We start from the raw sequence: 18,468 nt of genomic DNA, 5'->3' as shown, positions 1-18,468 counted from the left end.
TCTCAAGGAACGGACGCTTCCTTTGTACTCACCCTCTCGGGCTTTCCTCCGGGCGCTTCCCTTCGGTGTTTCATTTTGTCTTGCTGTCTTGCGTTTCCGACTCTATCAGACTCTTTCGTGTCCGATTTCCTCGGTGCCTTTCCGGTTCCCGCTCCGGCCTTTCGGCTTTCGCGTTTCCCTTTCCGGCGAGCCAAACACTATCAGGACTTTCTCGGCTCCCCGACCACTCATCTGCGAGCACGCAGAAGCTGACCCAGGGATTAGGATCTGACTTGATAGATGCTGCCGAGTCCGGACGCTTGACCGCGTCACTCGCCTCAGGCAGGAGTCCGACTGTACATCGGCTGTTGGGGCGGGCGCAAATCGTTTGTGCAGTGCCCCTACTCAGTCATCCGGGACCTCTCGCGCGGAACCGGGACTTTTTATGACTTACTCTTCTGAACAGTGCGTCGTCCCGGACAGGTAGTGACGGCGGCTACGTATCTCCACCCCCTGGGAGGCTTGCCATGACCAGCGTGACGTCCCCGCTTGCCGGACGCGCCATCGGGCTCTCTGCAGTACCGGACCCCGTCTTCTCCGGCGCGATGGTCGGGCCCGGCACGGCCATCGACCCCGTGCGCGAGCCCTCCGAGGCTGTCGCGCCCGTCGACGGCATCGTCGTCTCGCTCCACCCCCACGCCTTCGTCGTCGTCGACGACCAGGGTCACGGTGTACTGACGCACCTGGGCATCGACACCGTGCAGCTCAACGGCGAGGGCTTCGAGCTGCTCGTCAACAAGGGTGACACCGTGCAGCGCGGTCAGTCCATCGTGCGCTGGGACCCGGCCGGCGTCGAGGCGGCCGGCAAGTCTCCGATCTGCCCGATCGTGGCGCTCGAGGCCACTGCCGAGTCCCTCTCCGGTCTCATGGAGGATGGCGACGTAAAGCCTGGGGACGTTCTCTTCAGCTGGAAGTGACGTCATCGCCGTCCCCGACGGCGGGCACGACATACACCGCGGCGGCTGGGCCCGTCGCTCTATCGGAGACGGTGAAATGGAGACAACGCTGCGAGGCGTCGGCGTGAGTCACGGTGTGGCGATCGGCGAGGTTCGGCACATGGGGACGGCGGTCCTTGAGCCGCCTGCCAAGCAGATTCCCGCGGAGGAGGCCGAGCGCGAACAGGGGCGCGCTCGCCAGGCCGTGGAAGCTGTCGCCGCCGACCTGAATGCGCGTGGCCATCTGGCGGGTGGCGAGGCACAGCATGTGCTCGAGGCGCAGGCCATGATCGCTCAGGACCCCGAGCTCATGGCGGACGTCGACCGGCGGGTGACCGTCGGCAGCTCGGCGGAGCGCGCCATCTATGACGCGTTCTCGCACTACCGCGAGCTGCTCGCGGGCGCCGGTGAGTACATGGCCGGTCGCGTCGCCGACCTCGATGACGTGCGGAATCGTATCGTCGCCCGTCTCCTGGGCGTTCCGATGCCCGGCGTTCCGGACAGCGACGAGCCTTACATCCTGATCGCGCGCGACCTCGCGCCGGCGGACACGGCGTTGCTCGACCCCACGCTGGTGCTCGGTTTCGTGACCGAGGAGGGCGGGCCGACCAGTCACAGCGCGATTCTGGCGCGTGCGCTCGGTGTGCCCGCGATCGTCGCGCTGCCGGGTGCCGGTGAGCTGGCCGAGGGCACGGTTGTCGCCGTGGACGGCAGCACTGGTGAGATCTTCGTCGAGCCGAGTGCGGAGAAGAGGGGTCAGCTCGAGGCTTCGGCCGCCGAGCGCAAGGCCGCTCTTGCCGCGTCGACCGGTCCCGGTGCGACGTCGGACGGGCACAAGGTCCCGCTGCTTGCCAACGTCGGTGGTCCCGCGGACGTGCCGGCGGCGGTGGAGGCAGGGGCCGAGGGTGTCGGTCTCTTCCGCACCGAGTTCCTCTTCCTCGACGACAGCACGAAGGCGCCGTCGGAGGAGAAGCAGGTCGAGGCGTACCGCAAGGTGCTCGAGGCCTTCCCCGAGGGTCGCGTCGTCGTGCGTGTGCTCGACGCCGGGGCCGACAAGCCGCTCGACTTCCTGACGCCCGCCGACGAGCCGAACCCGGCGCTGGGTGTGCGCGGCCTGCGGTCGCTGCTCGAACATCCGGACGTGCTGCGTACGCAGCTGACCGCGCTGGCCAAGGCCGTCGAGGGGCTGCCGGTCTACCTCGAGGTCATGGCGCCGATGGTCGCCGACCGCATTGACGCCAAGGCGTTCGCCGACGCGTGCCGTGAGGCGGGGCTGCGGGCCAAGTTCGGTGCCATGGTGGAGATTCCGTCGGCCGCTCTGCGGGCGCGCTCGATTCTCCAGGAGGTCGAGTTCCTCTCCCTGGGCACCAACGACCTCGCGCAGTACGCCTTTGCAGCCGACCGTCAGGTGGGCGCCGTGTCCCGGCTCCAGGACCCGTGGCAGCCCGCGCTGCTCGACCTGGTCGCGCTGTCCGCCGAGGCGGCCAGGGCCGAGGGCAAGAGCTGTGGCGTGTGTGGCGAGGCGGCTTCCGACCCGCTGCTCGCGTGTGTGCTGACCGGTCTCGGTGTCACCTCCCTGTCGATGGGTGCGGCGTCGATTCCTTACGTGCGGGCGACGCTGGCCAAGTACACGCTGGCTCAGTGCGAGCGTGCGGCGGCTGCCGCGCGTGCCGCGGACAGCGCCGAGGAAGCCCGGAAGGCTGTGCAGGCCGTTCTGTCCGGCGAGTAGCCGGCACCAGGTGTGTGAGGGGCGCTCCATCCGTCATGGGTGGGGCGCCCCTCGGCGTTCAGTGGCGGTGGCCTCCTCCGGGCTCAGCGTCCCCGATGGCCGGTGCGGCGCAGTAGTCGACGCCGGATTCAGGGGCGACGAGGTCTCCTGACACCGCGTCGGTGCAGTAGGCGTCGAATACCTCGGCCGCGGTGAGGGGCAGCAGTCGTTCGCCGTGCAGGCGCCAGCCCTGGACGCGGTCGTGTTTGCCGTCGGCGATGGTGCGCATCACCAGGCCCGCGGCGCTGTGGGTGGCGATGCCGGCCGCGAGGACCGTGGTGAACTCCAGGGCTTCGGTCTCGTCCAGTTGTGTGTTGCCGTCGGCGTCTTCTGCCGTGTGCAGGGCGGCGAGGAGTGTTTCCGAGGCGGCGGGCACGCTGCAGACGAGGTGGCGGGTGCCGGGGCCGGAGGTCTCGAGCAGCTGGACGATGAGGTCCGATGCCCGGTTGAACGCCTCGCGGCCGATGTCCTCGCCGCAGACCGCGCAGGCGCCGAGGCGGGCCAGGAGCGTCGTCGCGTACTCCCAGGTGGCCTTGCGGATCGCTTCGTCGACGAGGTCGGGGAGCAGGTCGGCGAGTGGGCGGCCGTCGTACGGCACGGTGGGGCCTGTGGCGGCGAGTTCGGCGGTGAAGCGGGTACGGCTGGCCGGGGCGTCGGGGTCCAGGCCGGCCTCTGCGCAGTACTCCGCGTACTCCTCGGGGTCGAAGAGCGCGATGGCTGTGTGTCCGCCGTCGGAGGCGAGTGATCTGAGGAGGCCTTCGGCCTGCCGGAGGTAGGTCGTGTGGTCGTCGAAGGTGAAGGTGCGGTAGCGGCGCATCGCCGCGAAGTCGTCCTCGTCGGCCAACAGGCCGATGGTGCCGGCGACTTCGCGGCGTAGCGCCCGCCGCATCGTGCTGTGCTGGGTGCGCGTCATGATTCCCCCTGGCGTTACGTCGATCAATGCTCACTCAGAGTAATTGGGGGCACTGACAACGGCGGCCGGGCGGGGATTCAGGAGCGCTTGCGGGCCAGTTCCTCGTAGAAGCGGAGCAGGTCGAGGTTGTCCACCGAGCCGGGGTTGACCGCCTTGTCCAGTGCGGTGCCCTGGAGCAGTCGCTTGACCGGGACCTCGATGCGCTTGCCGGTGAGGGTGTGCGGGATGCCGGGGACCTCGATGACCTCGTCGGGGACGTGGCGCGGGGAGAGCTGCGCGCGGATCGCCTGCTTGATGCGGTCGCGCAGGCCGTCGTCGAGGACGGCGCCTGGGGCCAGGTGGACGAAGAGGGGCATCCAGTAGCCGCCGTCGGGCTGTTCGGCGCCGATGACGAGGGATTCGCGGATTTCCGGGAGCCGTTCGACGACTTCGTAGATGTCGGCCGAGCCCATGCGTACGCCTTGGCGGTTGAGCGTGGAGTCGGAGCGGCCGTGGATGACTACCGAGCCGTGTGAGGTCACGGTGATCCAGTCGCCGTGGCGCCAGACGCCGGGGTAGGTGTCGAAGTAGCTGTCGTGGTAGCGGCTGCCGTCCGGGTCGTTCCAGAAGCGGATCGGCATGGAGGGCATCGGGTTGGTGACGACGAGTTCGCCGACCTCGTCGATGAGGGGCTTGCCCTGGGGGTCCCAGGCCTGCAGGTCCGTGCCGAGGCCGGGGGCCTGGAGCTCGCCGATGTGGACGGGCAGGGTGGGGACGGCTCCGGCGAAGCAGGAGCAGACGTCCGTGCCGCCGCTGACCGAGGCCGTCCACAGGCCGCCGGGGGTGTCCTCGAACTCGTCGTGCAGCCAGCGGAATCCGTCGGGCGGCAGCGGGGAGCCGGTGGTGGCGACGCACTTCACGCTGGAGAGGTCGAAGTCGCGGGCCGGGTGCACGTCCGCCTTGCGGCAGGCCATGACGTACGCCGCCGATGTGCCGAAGAGCGTGGCTTTCGTGCGTTCGGCGATGCGCCACTGCGCGCCGGTGTCGGGATAGCCGGGGCTTCCGTCGTAGAGGACAATCGTGGTGCCGGTGAGGAGGCCGGAGACGAGGAAGTTCCACATCATCCAGCCGGTGGACGTGTACCAGAAGAAGCGGTCGTCGGGGCCCAGGTCGCAGTGCAGGCCGAGCTGCTTGAGGTGTTCGACGAGGATGCCGCCCTGGGACTGGACGATGGCCTTGGGCAGGCCCGTGGTGCCGGAGGAGTAGAGCACCCACAGGGGGTGGTCGAAGGGCACCGGCTCGAAGACGGGAGCCGTGTCCGAGGCGGTGAGGGCGGCCCATTCCAGGGCGCCTTCGGGGGCCTCGGTGCCGAGCAGCGGGATGTGGACGACGGCGCGCAGGGTGGGCAGTTCGCGGCGCAGTTCGGCGACGGCGTCGCGGCGGTCGTGCTCCTTGCCGCCGTAGCGATAGCCGTCGACGGTGAACAGGACGACCGGTTCGACCTGCTGGAAGCGGTCGAGGACGCTGCGTGCGCCGAAGTCGGGGGCGCAGGAGGTCCAGACGGCGCCGACGGCCGCGGTGGCCAAGAGGGCGACGACGGCCTGCGGGATGTTCGGGACGTATCCGCTGACGCGGTCTCCGGGGCGTACGCCGAGGGTGCGCAGTTCTGCCGCCAGGGAGCCGACCTGGCGGCGCAGCTCGCTCCAGGTGGTGGCGGTCGGTTCGTGTGTCTCGTCCACATGGAGGAGAGCCGGGTCGCCCGCGCGCGCGGGGTCCTCCGCGGCGCGCAGTGCGTGTTCGGCGTAGTTGAGCGTAGCGCCGGGGAACCATTCGGCGCCCGGCATCGAGCGGTCGCCGAGTACGCGCGCGTAGGGCGTCGTGAACCGCACGTCGAACCAGTCGGTGACCGCTTTCCAGAACGTGTCCAGTTCGTTCACGGACCAGCGGTGCAGGGCCGCGTAGCCGCCGTCGGCGGGTGCTCCGTGGCGTTCGGCGGCCCATGCCTGGAAGCGCGTGATCTGCGCGGCGGCGATCCGTTCCTGGTCGGGCTGCCAGAGCGGTGAGGGGTTCGCTGAGGACATGGGTCGGCTCCCGGGCTCTACGCGTCGTATGCGTGTGTGGTGCGCGCGTGCTGGTTGTGCGCGCGACACGGCTGACAGGGACGATGCCACGTGATCGATTTCGACACCAGGGTGTGCCTCACACAGTCGGCGAGGCGTCTATGTGGCGTCACCCCAGGTGAACGGCAGTTGAACGATCCACACGGGCGGCTTCTTCGGTGGCAGGGTGAGCAGCATGAACGGTCGTGACCTGGTGCGTTCGATGAAGGCGGTCAGCTTGGTCGGTACGGCGCAGGGGTTGCGTGCGGTGCGGTCCTCTTGGCGCAGGCGACGGGTGGACGCCGCCGCGCTCGCCCCGCGGGGTGTCGAGCGCGCGCGGGTGCCCGGTCCGGTGACGGGGGTGGAGCCGGGGCCCGGGGGCGGGGTGGTGCGGTTCGCCCGTTCGGAGCTGCGGGTGCGGGTCACGACGGGTGGGGCGATCTTCTGGGGCTGGGACGGTGCGGAGCCCGACCCCTCGTACGCACTCGTCAGCGGGAGCCCCGAGGCGGATCCGCGGGCCGTCCTCGAGCCGGACAAGGAGGGTGGCTGGCGGGTGGTGTCGGAGCGGGCGACCGTGATCGTCTCGCGGCTCGGCGCCGTGGAGCTGCGGACACCCGGCGGTCTGGTGCTGCGGCGTGATCAGCCGCCGCGCTGGTGGGAGTCGGCCGGTGGTGCCACGCGCTGGTTGCAGCGCTCGCAGGTGGCGGCTGACGCGCGGTTCTTCGGTCTCGGAGGCCGCGCGCAGGGGCCGCGGCTGCGGAACGGGTCGTACCGGCTGTGGAACACCGATCCCGGGGGTTCGTTCGGGCCCGGCGACGGCCCTTTGTACATCACCATGCCGGTGCAGTTCGTCGTGGCCGACGCCGGTTGTCATCTGGTGTTCCACGACAACACGTGGGACGGCGTCGTGTCGGTGCGCGAGGGTGAGGAGGGTGCGGGGTCGGGGCATGACAAGGCGGGTTCGTGCGAGGTGCGCATGGACGGCGGGCCGTTGCGCTGCTGGGTCATGGTGGGCACCCCCGCGCGCGTGCTGCATGCCTGGGCCTCGCTCACCGGGCCGCCCGCGCTGCCTCCCGCATGGGCGCTCGGGCACCATCACGCGCGGTGGGGCTTCGGCGGTGAGCGGGAGGTGCGGCGGATCGTCGCCGGTTACCGGGATCGGGGGCTGCCGCTGGATGCCGTCCATCTGGACATCGATCACTACGAAGCGCATCAGGTGTTCACCGTCGACAAGGAGACCTATCCCCATTTGCCGCAGTTGGCCGACGACTTGCTGAAGGACGGCGTGCGTCTGGTGTCGATCGTCGATCCGGCGGTGAAGGCCGAGCCGGGCAACGAGGTCTACGACAGCGGCAGCGCGACGGACGCCTTTGTGCGGGATGCCGCCGGGCGGACGGTGCACGGGGTCGTCTGGCCGGGCCAGGCGGTGTATCCCGACTTCACGGACGCACGGGTGCGGGCGTGGTGGGGCGGTCTCTACAAGGAGCGGCTCGCCCAGGGGTTCGCGGGTTTCTGGCACGACATGAACGAGCCGGTGTCCTTCGCGGCCTTCGGGGAGCCGACGCTGCCCCGTTCGGCCCGGCACGCGTTGGAGGGCCGCGGCGGTGACCACCGTGAGGCGCACAACGTGTACGGCCTCGGTATGGCGCGCGCCGGGTATGAGGGGTTGTGCGAACTGCACCCCCAGGAGCGGCCGTTCCTGTTCTCGCGCTCCGGGTGGGCGGGGATGCAGCGCTACGGAGGGACGTGGTCGGGGGATGTGGCCACGGGGTGGCCCGGGCTGCGGGCGTCTTTGTCGCTGGTGCTCGGTCTGGGGCTGTGCGGCGTGCCGTACTCGGGCCCTGATGTGGGCGGGTTCGACGGAAGTCCGTCACCCGAGCTGTATCTGCGGTGGTTCCAGCTCGGCTCGTATCTGCCGTTGTTCCGTACGCACGCCGCGCTGCGGGCCGGGCGCCGGGAGCCCTGGGAGTTCGGTCCCGAAGTCCTTGAGCACGCGCGCGTGGCGCTCGGCGAACGCCGGCGGCTGTTGCCGTACTTCGTGACGCTCGCGCATCTGGCCCGGCGTACGGGCACGCCGTACGTGCGGCCCCTGTGGTGGGGCACTCCGGAGGACCGGGGGCTGCGCGACTGCGAGGACGCGTTTCTGCTCGGGGACTGTCTGTTGGTGGCGCCGGTGTTCGAGCCGGGGGCCGTCCGCCGCACGGTGCGGCTGCCGCCGGGCCGTTGGTACGACACGGTGACCGGCCAGGCGTACGAGGGCCCGGCCCGGGTGAGCCTGGAGGCTCCGCTGTCCCGCATCCCCGTGCTCGCGCGGGCAGGCGCTGTGCTGCCGGTGCGGGGCGCCGACGGTGAGCTCGAGCTGGAGGTGTGGGCTCCGGCGCGGGGGCGTACGGGAGGCGGTCTTGTGGTCAGGGACGCGGGCGACGGGTGGCAGGAGCCGGACATCGAGCGGTTCGCCGCACGGTGGGTCGGAGAGCGGGTGGTGGTCGAGCGGGACGGCGCGGAGGCGGGCGCTGTGGGGTTGCCGGTGACGGTGCGGGGCAGCCAGCGGCGTCAGATGTAGCGGCCCTCGAACCAGGCGCGCACGGCCAGTGTGTGCTGGGGGAAGGCGAGTTCGGCCGGGCGGTGCAGCAGGTGCCAGCCTTCGGTCTCGCCCGTGGGCGCGGGGTCCGGCAGCTCGGCCGCCGGGCGCTCGGGCAGGAGACCGAAGAGCAGCAGGTAGCCGTCGGGTGCGCTGAGCGCGTCCGCGAGGCGGACGTCGCGGCTCTGCGCGCCGATGCCGGTCTCTTCCCGGAGTTCGCGGACGACGGCGTCCCGCCAGTCCTCCCGGTCGTCGATGAACCCTCCGGGCAGGGCCACTCCCCCGCGCGCGGGGGCGATGGTGCGGGTCACGACGACGAGGGCGGTGCCCTTGGCGTCGTACACGGGCTGCAGGGCCACCGCTACGGGCAGCGGATTGCGGTAGGCCACCGTGCCGCAGGCGGCGCAGGCGCGGGGCCAGGCGGAACGGTTCTCCCCGTAGTGGGCCCCGCAGCTCGAACAGCAGGAGTCCGGGGCGGGTGTGGCGTGGTGCTGGGATGCGGACACGCCGCGGACTGTAGCCGATCTCGGTCCGATGCTCCGGTGACGGTCTTTCGCTCCGGGACCGAATCCTGATAGATGCAGGGTTCATGACAGGAATCGCTCCCGCGCTGCGGAAACTCGCCGTCACCGCCACCGCTCTCGTCGCCGTGGCCGCCGTCTCCGCGCCCGCCCAGGCCAAGCCCGAACCCAAGGCGCCCGACGAGTTCGTGGCATTGCGGGACGTCGATCCGACGATCATCCAGGAGATGCGCTACCTGACGCCGCACAACTTCGTGGGTGAGCCCATCGACGGCTACAAGAAGCCGATGTGCATCCTCACCGAGCCGGCGGCCAAGGCGTTGCACAAGGCCCAGCGCTCGCTGCTGCGCAAGGGCTACTCCCTGAAGGTGTACGACTGTTACCGGCCGCAACGGGCGGTCGATCAGTTCGTGCGCTGGGCCGAGGATCTCGGTGACGTACGCATGAAGGCGGAGTTCTATCCCCATGTCGACAAGTCGCGTCTGTTCGAGGACGGCTACATCGCGGCGAAGTCCGGGCACAGCCGTGGCTCGACGCTCGATCTGACGGTCGTGAAGCTGCCCGCCCTGCCCACACGGCCGTACATCCCCGGAGAGCCCCTCACGCCCTGCTTCGGACCCAAGGACGAGCGGTTCCCCGACAACTCCCTGGACATGGGGACGGGGTTCGACTGCTTCGACACCCTCTCCCACACGGACGATCCCCGGATCACCGGCAAGCAGCGCGCCAACCGCGATCTGCTGCGGGGCGCGCTGACCAAGGTCGGCTTCGTCAACCTTCCCGAGGAGTGGTGGCACTTCACGTACAAGCCCGAGCTGTTCCCCGACACCTACTTCGACTTCCCCGTGGCACGTCGTTCGCTGCAGGGGAAGTAGCGGGTGCCGCGCTACTGACGCGATCCGGCTGCCCGTGGCACACTTCTGACGTTCCGTCAGATCCAGTGTCGTGGAGGAGCCTTGTCGCGTACGCGTACTCCCGTGGTGACCGGCTGGTTCGCCGGGGAGGGAGACAACTTCCGTCTTCTGGGCACGCGCTGCTCGGCCTGCGCCTGTGTCTTCTTCCCCCGCGAGGACGGCTTCTGCCGTCATCCCGGATGCCCGGGCGGTGACCTCGAAGAGGTGCCGCTCTCCCGGCGCGGACGCGTCTGGTCGTACACGGACAGCCGCTACCGCCCGCCCGCCCCCTATGTCTCCGATCCGGAACTTCCCTGGCAGCCCTACACGTTGATCGCAGTGGAGCTGGAAGCGGAACGGATGGTGGTGCTCGGCCAGGCGACTCCCGGGGTCACGGTTGCCGATCTGGAGGTCGGCATGGAGGTGGAGGTCGTCCCCGGCGTGCTCAGCGACGAGGCCGGGGCGGGCGACGCCGACGAGGGCCCGGCGACGACGTGGTACTGGCGGCCGGTGGGGGTGAGCGCATGACCAGCGAGGTGGCGGTTCTGGGTGCGGGCATGCACCCGTGGGGCAAGTGGGGCAGGAGCTTCGTCGAGTACGGCACGGCCGCGGCCCGCGCGGCGCTCGCCGACGCGGGGGTGGACTGGCGCGACGTGGGGTCCGTCGTCGGGGCCGACACGGTCCGCGGCGGCTATCCCGGGTACGTGGCGGGGGCGACGTTCGCCAAGGCGCTCGGCTGGCAGGGCGCACGGGTGGCCAGCGTGTACGCCGCCTGCGCGTCCGGCGCCCAGGCGATCAACACGGCGCGTACGCAGATCCTCGCAGGCCTCGCCGATGTCGTCCTGGTGGTCGGGGCGGACGCCGCGCCCAAGGGGTTCTTCCGGCCCGCCGGAGGGGACCGGCACGACGACCCGGACTGGCTGCGGTTCCGCCTCCTCGGCGCCACCAACCCCACGTACTTCGGCCTCTACGCCCGCCGGAGGATGGCGGTGCACGGCGACACCCTGGAGGACTTCGCCCAGGTCAAGGTGAAGAACGCGGCGGCGGGGGCGCTCAATCCGAACGCGCGCTACCGCAAGCCTGTCACCGCCGAGGAAGTGGCCGCCTCGGCCGTCGTCGCCGACCCCTTGCGGCTGCTCGACATCTGCGCGACCTCCGACGGGGCAGCAGCGCTCGTGCTCTCCAGCCTGGAGTTCGCCCGACGGCACGGCGCGGCGGACCCGGTGCGGATCCGGGCGGTGTCCACGGTGACACCGACGTACCCGACCACCGTCCTGGACCTGCCGGACATCGCCACGGACTCCGCGGCCGTCGTGACGCCGGCCGACCGGACCTTCCGCGCCTCCATCGCGCACGCCGCGTACGAGGAGGCGGGCATCGGGCCCGAGGAGCTCTCCTTGGCGGAGGTCTATGACCTCTCCACCGCGCTGGAACTGCAGTGGTACGAGGATCTGGGGCTCTGCGGCGAGGGAGAGGGCGCCAAGCTGCTGCGGGAGGGAGCGACCACCTTGGGCGGGCGCATACCGGTCAACGCCAGCGGGGGGCTCGCTTCCTTCGGAGAGGCCGTCCCGGCCCAGGCCATCGCCCAAGTATGCGAGCTGACATGGCAGTTGAGGGGATCGGCGGGAGCGCGGCAGGTCACGGGGGCGCGCGCGGGGATCACCGCGAACCAAGGGCTGTTCGGGCATGGCTCCGCGGTCGTGGCGGTGCGCTGACCGCTGCCACCGGCTCTCCTTCGCCCGCTGCGGGGAAGACCACGGACGCCTCACGGAGGAAGGGCGTACGCCGGTTAACCGTTGCCGTCCGCGACCTTGACGCTCCATCACCACCGGTGAACACTTCCGGTGTCAGTCGGCATCGCCGCACTTCGGCTCCGCGCCATTCAGGGCCCCTGTACGCGCGAAGGGTCTGCACGAAGGGCCTGTTCAGCGGGTCATCCCCCTCTGGGCGATTCGACTGCGACGGCACGCTCGCCATGGATGCCGGACGGGGCGCGGGACACCCCTGCCTTCGGCCGAAGTCACCGGGCAACGCCAGGCAGTAGTCGTGGAACGCACCCAGCACGGAGTACCGGGGCCACCGCCCCGGGCGAGGGCCTAGGAGCCGCCATGTACTCGAATGGGGACATCTTCGTCGGTGAGATCATCGGCACCGCGATCCTGATTCTTTTGGGCGCCGGCGTATGTGCCGCCGTCACCTTGAGCCACTCGAAGGCGAAAGCCTCCGGATGGGTCGTCATCGCCTTCGGATGGGGCTTCGGCGTGCTCGCGGGCGCGTACACCGCGGGACCCCTCTCCGGTGGCCATCTCAACCCCGCCGTCACACTCGGCATCGCGATCGACACCGAGGAGTGGGGCAAGGTCTGGATCTATCTGCTCGGGCAGATGGTCGGCGCGATGCTCGGCGCCGTCCTCGCGTATCTCGTGTACTACGCGCAGTTCAACGCCAACGTCTCCGGGAGCGTCAAGGACAAGGTGACGAGCGCGCACGAACCGACGCCGACCCTCGGCATCTTCTCGACCATCCCCGAGATCCGTAACCCGGTCGCCAACCTCGTCACGGAGATCATCGCGACCATCGCCCTGGTGCTGCCCATCCTCGCCTTCGGGCTCACCAAGGGGCTCGGCGAATCCGGCACGCAAACACTGATCGTGGCGTTCCTGGTCGTCGGCATCGGCCTCTCGCTCGGCGGGCCCACCGGCTACGCCATCAACCCGGCCCGTGACCTGGGCCCGCGCATCGTGCACACGTTCCTGCCGATCCCGAACAAGGGCACGTCCGACTGGAGTTACGCCTGGGTCCCCGTGGCCGGGCCGCTGATCGGCGGGGCGCTCGCAGGTCTCATCTACAACGTAGCCTTCTGACGCTAGGGGTAGCCATGCCGGACAACTCCGAGAAGTTCGTCGCCGCCATCGACCAGGGCACCACCTCCAGCCGCTGCATCATCTTCAACCACGCGGGTGAGATCGTCGCCGTCGACCAGCGTGAACACCGCCAGATCTTCCCGAAGCCGGGGTGGGTCGAGCACGACGCCACCGAGATCTGGTCCAAGGTGCAGGCCGTGGTCGCGGGAGCGATCGCCAAGGCCGGGCTCCGCACCGACCAGATCAGCGCCCTCGGCATCACCAACCAGCGCGAGACGACGGTCCTGTGGGACCGCGCGACCGGCAAGCCCGTGCACAACGCGATCGTCTGGCAGGACACCCGCACCTCGGCCCTCTGCAACGAACTGGGCGGTGCGGACGGGCAGGACCGGTTCCGGGAGCAGACCGGGCTGCCCCTCGCGAGCTACTTCTCCGGGCCCAAGGCAGCCTGGCTGCTCGACAACGTGCCGGGGCTGCGGGCCCGCGCCGAGCGCGGCGAGATAGCGTTCGGCACCATCGATTCCTGGCTGATCTGGAATCTCACCGGCGGCACGGACGGCGGCGTGCACGTCACGGACGTCACCAACGCCGGGCGCACCATGCTGATGAACCTGGCGACCCTGCAGTGGGACCAGTCGATCCTGGCCGCGATGAACGTCCCCGAGGCGGTCCTCCCGGAGATCAGGTCATCGGCGGAGGTCTACGGCACGGCGGTCGGGCAGCTCTCCGGTGTGCCGGTCGCCTCGGCGCTCGGCGACCAGCAGGCGGCCATCTTCGGGCAGGCGTGCTACGACACGGGGACGGCGAAGAACACGTACGGAACCGGGAGCTTCCTGCTGCTCAACACCGGTAACCGGCCCGTCCCCTCGAAGAACGGGCTGCTCACCACGATGGGCTACAAGATCGGCTCCGAGGCGCCCGTCTACTGCCTCGAAGGGGCCATCGCGATCACCGGCGCCCTGGTGCAGTGGTTCCGCGACCAGCTCGGCATCATCCGCAGCGCGGACGAGATCGAGACGCTGGCCGCGAGCGTGGAGGACAACGGCGGCGCGTACATCGTGCCCGCGTTCTCCGGCCTCTTCGCGCCCTACTGGCGCTCCGACGCCCGCGGTGTCGTCACCGGCCTCACCCGGTACGTGACCAAGGCGCATCTGGCGCGCGCCGTCCTGGAGGCGACCAGCTGGCAGACCCGTGAGGTCGTCGACGCGATGTACCAGGACTCCGGGGTGCAGTTGCGGACCCTGAAGGTGGACGGCGGCATGACCAAGAACAATCTGCTGATGCAGCATCAGGCGGACGTGCTCGGGGTGCCGGTGATCCGGCCGAAGGTCTCCGAGACGACGTGTCTGGGCGCCGCGTACGCCGCCGGTCTCGCGACCGGGGTGTGGAACGACCTCGACGAGCTGAAGGCGCACTGGCAGCAGGACGTGGAGTGGACGCCGGTGATGGGCACGGAGGCCCGCGAGCGCGAGTACGACAACTGGCACAAGGCGGTGGAACGGAGCTTCGGCTGGCACGAGGACGGCGCGAGCTGAGCCGGGGATGACCGCGGCCCGTACCCCGTTCGGCGGGGGTACGGGCCGCGGCTGTTCACTCGCTTACCTGCTCAGGTCGTCGCGGGCTCCCGGGCCGCGGCGGCGACCGCCATCGCGTGCTGGACCACTCCGATGAGGACCTCCTTGACGGACTGCCGCTCGCGCGCGTCGCACATCAGCACGGGAACACCGGGGTCGAGGTCGAGCGCCTGCCGCACGGCCTCGGCGGGGTAGCGCGACGCGCCCTCGAAGCAGTTGACGCCCACGACGAAGGGTATGGAGCGGCGCTCGAAGTAGTCGACGGCCGCGAAGCAGTCCTCCAGGCGGCGGGTGTCCGCGAGGACCACGGCACCCAGCGCCCCGGTGGCCAGCTCGTCCCAGAGGAACCAGAAGCGGTCCTGGCCCGGGGTGCCGAAGACGTAGAGCACCAGGTCCTCGCGGAGCGTGATGCGCCCGAAGTCCATGGCGACGGTGGTGGTGTGCTTGTCCGAGACACCGCTGGTGTCGTCGACCGGGCGCCCCGCCTCGCTGAGCAGCTCCTCGGTGCGCAGCGGTTTGATCTCGCTGACGGCGCCGACGAGGGTCGTCTTGCCGACGCCGAAGCCGCCCGCCACCAGGATCTTCAGCGTCACCGGCTCGACGGGGGCCTTGCCGCGCTCAGCACGCTTGAAGATCATCGCTCGCTTCTCCTGGATCAGTGGTGTCGCGCGGGGCCGGTCCGTATCCGCCGCCGCCTGGGGTTTCGATCACGAGTACGTCGCCGGGGCCGGCGTCCGCGAAGTCGCTGCCGGCCAGCTCCTGGACGCCTCCGTCGGCACGCTCCACACGGCCTGTGCCTAGCGCTCCGGGGCTGCCGCCCGCCATGCCGTACGGCGCCACCCTGCGGTGCTGCGAGAGCGTGGAGACCGTCATCGGTTCGCGGAAGCGGATGCGGCGCACGGCTCCGTCCCCGCCGTGCCACCTGCCGGTGCCGCCGCTCCCCCGGCGTACGGCGAACTCCTCCAGGAGCACCGGCAGGCGCCACTCGAGGACTTCGGGGTCGGTGAGCCGGGAGTTGGTCATGTGGGTCTGGACGACGGACGCCCCGTCGAAGCCGTTGCCCGCCCCGGATCCCGAGGCCACCGTCTCGTAGTACTGGTGGCGGTCGTTCCCGAAGGTGACGTTGTTCATGGTGCCGGAGCCCTCGGCCTGGACGCCCAGCGCTCCGTAGAGGGCGCCGGTGATCGCCTGGGAGGTCTCGACGTTGCCCGCGACGACGGCCGCCGGTGGCTCGGGTGCCAGCAAGGAGCCCGGCGGCACGATGATGCGCAGGGGGCGCAGACAACCGTCGTTGAGCGGGATGTCCTCGGCCACCAGGGTGCGGAAGACGTACAGGACCGCGGCGTTGACCACCGCGAAGGGCGCGTTGAAGTTCGTGGCGAGCTGAGGGGAAGTACCCGTGAAGTCGATGGTCGCCGAGCGGGCTTCGCGATCGACCGATACGCGGACCTGGATGACGGCCCCCGAGTCGGTTGGATATGCGAACTCGCCCTCTTCCAGTGCGTCGATGACACGGCGCACCGCTTCTTCGGCGTTGTCCTGGACGTGCCGCATGTACGCCTGGACGACATCGAGCCCGAAGTTCTCGATCATGCGGCCGACCTCGTCGACGCCCTTCTGGTTGGCGGCGATCTGGGCGCGCAGGTCGGCGAGGTTGGTGGCCGGGTTGCGGGAGGGATACGGGGCGTCGGTGAGCAGGCTCAGGGTCTCGGCCTCGCGGAGGCGGCCGCCCTCCACGAGCAGCCAGTTGTCGAAGAGGATGCCCTCCTCCTCGATGGTGCGGCTGTTGGCCGGCATGGAACCGGGGGCGATGCCTCCGATCTCCGCGTGGTGTCCGCGCGAGGCCACGTAGAAGAGGACCCGCTCCCCCGGGGTGTCGAAGACGGGCGTGATGACGGTGACGTCCGGGAGGTGGGTTCCGCCGTGATAGGGGTCGTTGACCGCGTAGGTGTCCCCGGGGCGCATGTTGCTTCCCCGGCGCTGGATCACCTCCTTCACGCTGGTGCCCATCGAGCCCAGGTGGACCGGGATGTGCGGGGCGTTGGCGACCAGGTTGCCGTCCGGGTCGAAGAGCGCGCAGGAGAAGTCGAGCCGCTCCTTGATGTTGACCGACTGTGCCGTGGACTCCAGGCGGGCGCCCATCTGTTCGGCGATCGACATGAAGAGGTTGTTGAAGACTTCGAGGAGGACGGGGTCGGCCTCGGTGCTCGCGGCGGAACCCTCGGGCACCGCCACACGTTCCATGACCAGGTGTCCCTCGCGTGACATGGCCGCCTGCCAGCCGTCGTCCACGACCGTCGTCGAGCCGGCCTCGGTGATGATCGCGGGTCCGACGACGGCCTCGCCCGACGGCAGTTCCTCGCGCCGGTGAAGGGGCACGTCGCGCCAGGTGCCGCCCGTGTGCAGGCTGACGGTCCGCGCGGCGCCCCGGCGCGCGTCACCGGCGAGCACGGAGAGGTCGGGCTGCTCGGTCAGGCCGGTGGCCTCCACGGAGAGCGCCTCGACGACGACGGGGCGGTCCAGGGTGAAGGAGTAGGTGGTGCGGTGGCGTTCCTCGAAGACACGGATCATGCTGTCCGGCTCGGTGAGCTCCACGGTGAGGGTGGTGTCGGTGCCGTCGTATCGCAGTTGGGCGCGGCGGGTGACGCGGATGCGGTCCTCGGGCACGTCCTCGGCGCGGAGTTCGGCGCGGGCCGCTTCCTCCAGGTCGTCGGCGGTCTTCAGGACGCGCGACATCGCCGACGGTTCGAGGCGGGCCTCCACGGACTGCTCACGCATCGCGGTGGTGTCGGCGAGTCCGATGCCGAGCGCGGAGAGCACTCCCGCCATGGGGGGTACGAGGACGGTGCGGATGCCCAGCGAGTCGGCGACCATGCAGGCGTGCTGGCCGCCCGCGCCCCCGAAGGTCGTCAGGGCGTAGCGGGTGATGTCGTGGCCCTTCTGGACCGAGATGCGCTTGACGGCGGCCGCGATGTTGGCGACGGCGATCTGCAGGTATCCCTCGGCGACCTGCTCCGGGGTGCGGTCGTCGCCGGTGTGTTCCCTGATGTCGCGCGCCAGCGCGGTGAAGCGGTCGCGCACGAGCGCCTCGTCGAGCGGCTGGTCGCCGTGCGGACCGAACACCGTCGGGAAGTGGGCGGGCTGGACGCGCCCGAGGGCGATGTTGGCGTCGGTGACGGTGAGCGGCCCGCCGCCCCGGTAGCTCGCCGGGCCCGGAGCCGCGCCCGCCGAGTCGGGGCCCACGCGATAGCGGCTGCCGTCGAAGTGCAGCACGGAGCCGCCGCCCGCCGCGACGGTGTGGATGTCGAGCATCGGCGCGCGCAGTCGTACGCCCGCGATCTGTGTGGTGAAGACCCGCTCGTACTCGCCTGCGTAGTGCGACACGTCCGTGGACGTGCCGCCCATGTCGAAGCCGATGACGCGGTCGAAGCCCGCGCGCTGCGACATCCGGGCCATGCCGGCGATGCCGCCCGCGGGCCCGGACAGGATCGCGTCCTTGCCGCGGAACTGACCCGCTTCGGTGAGGCCGCCGTTCGACTGCATGAACATCAGCCGTACGCCGTCGAGTTCGTCGGCCACGTGCTGGACGTAGCGGTCCAGGACGGGCGACAGATAGGCGTCGACGACGGCCGTGTCACCGCGCGGGACCAGCTTCATCAGCGGGCTGACCTCACTGGAGAGTGAGACCTGGGCGAATCCCGTGCGGACGGCCAGTTCGGCGATGGCCCTCTCGTGGGCGGGGTACAGGTGGCTGTGCATGCAGACCACCGCGACGGCCCGGATGCCGTCCGCATGAGCCTGGCGCAGTGGCCCGGCGAGCTGCTCCAGGTCGGGTGCCCGCAGGACCTCTCCCTCGGCGGTGACCCGCTCGTCGGCCTCGATGACACGGTCGTACGGCAGCTCCGGGAGGACGATCTCGCGGGCGAAGATGTGGGGGCGGTTCTGGTAGGCGATGCGCAGGGAGTCGCCGAAGCCGCGGGTGATCACCAGGGCGGTGGGTTCACCCTTGCGCTCCAGGAGGGCGTTGGTGGCGACGGTGGTGCCCATCCGGACGGCGTCGATGCGAACGTCCGCCGGGCCGTCGGAGGTGTCGGACGCGTCGGCGGCTTCGGACGCATCGGAGGCGTCGGTAGCGGAGTCCAGTAATTCACGGATGCCTGCGACGGCCGCGTCGGCATAGCGGGACGGGTTGTCCGACAGGAGTTTGTGCGTGAGCAGCCGCCCGTCGGGGCGCCGCGCGACGATGTCCGTGAAGGTGCCGCCCCTGTCGACCCAGAACTGCCAGCCAGTCACGTCCCACTC

General features: G+C 70.3%; 13 protein-coding genes. 8 read left to right on the top strand and 5 right to left on the bottom strand.

Features of this window, described 5'->3' with window-relative positions; all coding sequences use genetic code 11:
- Nucleotides 1-506 precede the first annotated feature (506 nt).
- Both ACWD02_RS24645 and ptsP read left to right on the top strand, forming a co-directional pair.
- The gene (locus ACWD02_RS24645) at nucleotides 507-956 is read left to right on the top strand and encodes a PTS sugar transporter subunit IIA (protein WP_451214548.1); all 450 of its coding nucleotides are present in this window, start codon (nucleotides 507-509) and stop codon (nucleotides 954-956) included.
- A 76-nt stretch (nucleotides 957-1,032) separates the two neighbouring features.
- Entirely contained in the window at nucleotides 1,033-2,703 is a 1,671-nt protein-coding gene (gene ptsP / locus ACWD02_RS24640; protein ID WP_451214546.1) for a phosphoenolpyruvate--protein phosphotransferase, read from the top strand.
- Nucleotides 2,704-2,761: 58 nt separating this feature from the next.
- Here ptsP and ACWD02_RS24635 read toward each other — a convergent pair whose 3' ends face one another.
- Nucleotides 2,762-3,655, bottom strand: a complete 894-nt coding sequence (locus ACWD02_RS24635) for a hypothetical protein (RefSeq protein WP_451214544.1) — start codon at nucleotides 3,653-3,655, stop codon at nucleotides 2,762-2,764.
- A gap of 77 nt (nucleotides 3,656-3,732) precedes the next feature.
- Nucleotides 3,733-5,715: an acetoacetate--CoA ligase gene (locus ACWD02_RS24630; protein WP_451214543.1), complete on the bottom strand. Its 1,983-nt coding sequence runs from the start codon at nucleotides 5,713-5,715 to the stop codon at nucleotides 3,733-3,735.
- A gap of 214 nt (nucleotides 5,716-5,929) precedes the next feature.
- Between ACWD02_RS24630 and ACWD02_RS24625 the strand changes: the two genes are divergently transcribed.
- A complete protein-coding gene (locus ACWD02_RS24625) occupies nucleotides 5,930-8,296 on the top strand; it encodes a glycoside hydrolase family 31 protein (RefSeq protein ID WP_451214542.1) in 2,367 nt (788 codons plus the stop codon).
- Here ACWD02_RS24625 and ACWD02_RS24620 read toward each other — a convergent pair.
- A complete protein-coding gene (locus ACWD02_RS24620) occupies nucleotides 8,287-8,820 on the bottom strand; it encodes an NUDIX domain-containing protein (protein WP_451214540.1) in 534 nt (177 codons plus the stop codon). The genes ACWD02_RS24625 and ACWD02_RS24620 overlap by 10 nt on opposite strands.
- A gap of 83 nt (nucleotides 8,821-8,903) precedes the next feature.
- Between ACWD02_RS24620 and ACWD02_RS24615 the strand changes: the two genes are divergently transcribed.
- From ACWD02_RS24615 to glpK, 5 genes are all read left to right on the top strand, one after another.
- The gene (locus ACWD02_RS24615) at nucleotides 8,904-9,710 is read left to right on the top strand and encodes a M15 family metallopeptidase (protein ID WP_451214538.1); all 807 of its coding nucleotides are present in this window, start codon (nucleotides 8,904-8,906) and stop codon (nucleotides 9,708-9,710) included.
- 102 nt (nucleotides 9,711-9,812) lie between these two features.
- On the top strand, nucleotides 9,813-10,256 hold the full coding sequence (locus ACWD02_RS24610) for a Zn-ribbon domain-containing OB-fold protein (RefSeq protein WP_451214592.1): 444 nt from the start codon (nucleotides 9,813-9,815) through the stop codon (nucleotides 10,254-10,256).
- Complete coding sequence (locus ACWD02_RS24605) at nucleotides 10,253-11,443, top strand: lipid-transfer protein (protein WP_451214536.1); 1,191 nt, start codon at nucleotides 10,253-10,255, stop codon at nucleotides 11,441-11,443. The genes ACWD02_RS24610 and ACWD02_RS24605 overlap by 4 nt, the downstream gene beginning before the upstream one ends.
- Nucleotides 11,444-11,836: 393 nt before the next feature.
- Complete coding sequence (locus ACWD02_RS24600; RefSeq protein ID WP_451214534.1) at nucleotides 11,837-12,592, top strand: MIP/aquaporin family protein; 756 nt, start codon at nucleotides 11,837-11,839, stop codon at nucleotides 12,590-12,592.
- A gap of 14 nt (nucleotides 12,593-12,606) precedes the next feature.
- Entirely contained in the window at nucleotides 12,607-14,127 is a 1,521-nt protein-coding gene (glpK, locus tag ACWD02_RS24595) for a glycerol kinase GlpK (RefSeq protein WP_451214532.1), read from the top strand.
- A 71-nt stretch (nucleotides 14,128-14,198) separates the two neighbouring features.
- Here the strand turns inward: glpK and ACWD02_RS24590 are convergent, their stop codons facing one another.
- A complete protein-coding gene (locus ACWD02_RS24590) occupies nucleotides 14,199-14,804 on the bottom strand; it encodes a GTP-binding protein (protein WP_365821112.1) in 606 nt (201 codons plus the stop codon).
- On the bottom strand, nucleotides 14,785-18,459 hold the full coding sequence (locus ACWD02_RS24585) for a hydantoinase B/oxoprolinase family protein (RefSeq protein ID WP_451214530.1): 3,675 nt from the start codon (nucleotides 18,457-18,459) through the stop codon (nucleotides 14,785-14,787). The genes ACWD02_RS24590 and ACWD02_RS24585 overlap by 20 nt, the downstream gene beginning before the upstream one ends.
- Nucleotides 18,460-18,468 lie beyond the last annotated feature (9 nt).

The organism is Streptomyces sp. NPDC002853 (genome assembly GCF_053591915.1).
This window is presented reverse-complemented; position numbering and strand designations above follow the sequence as displayed.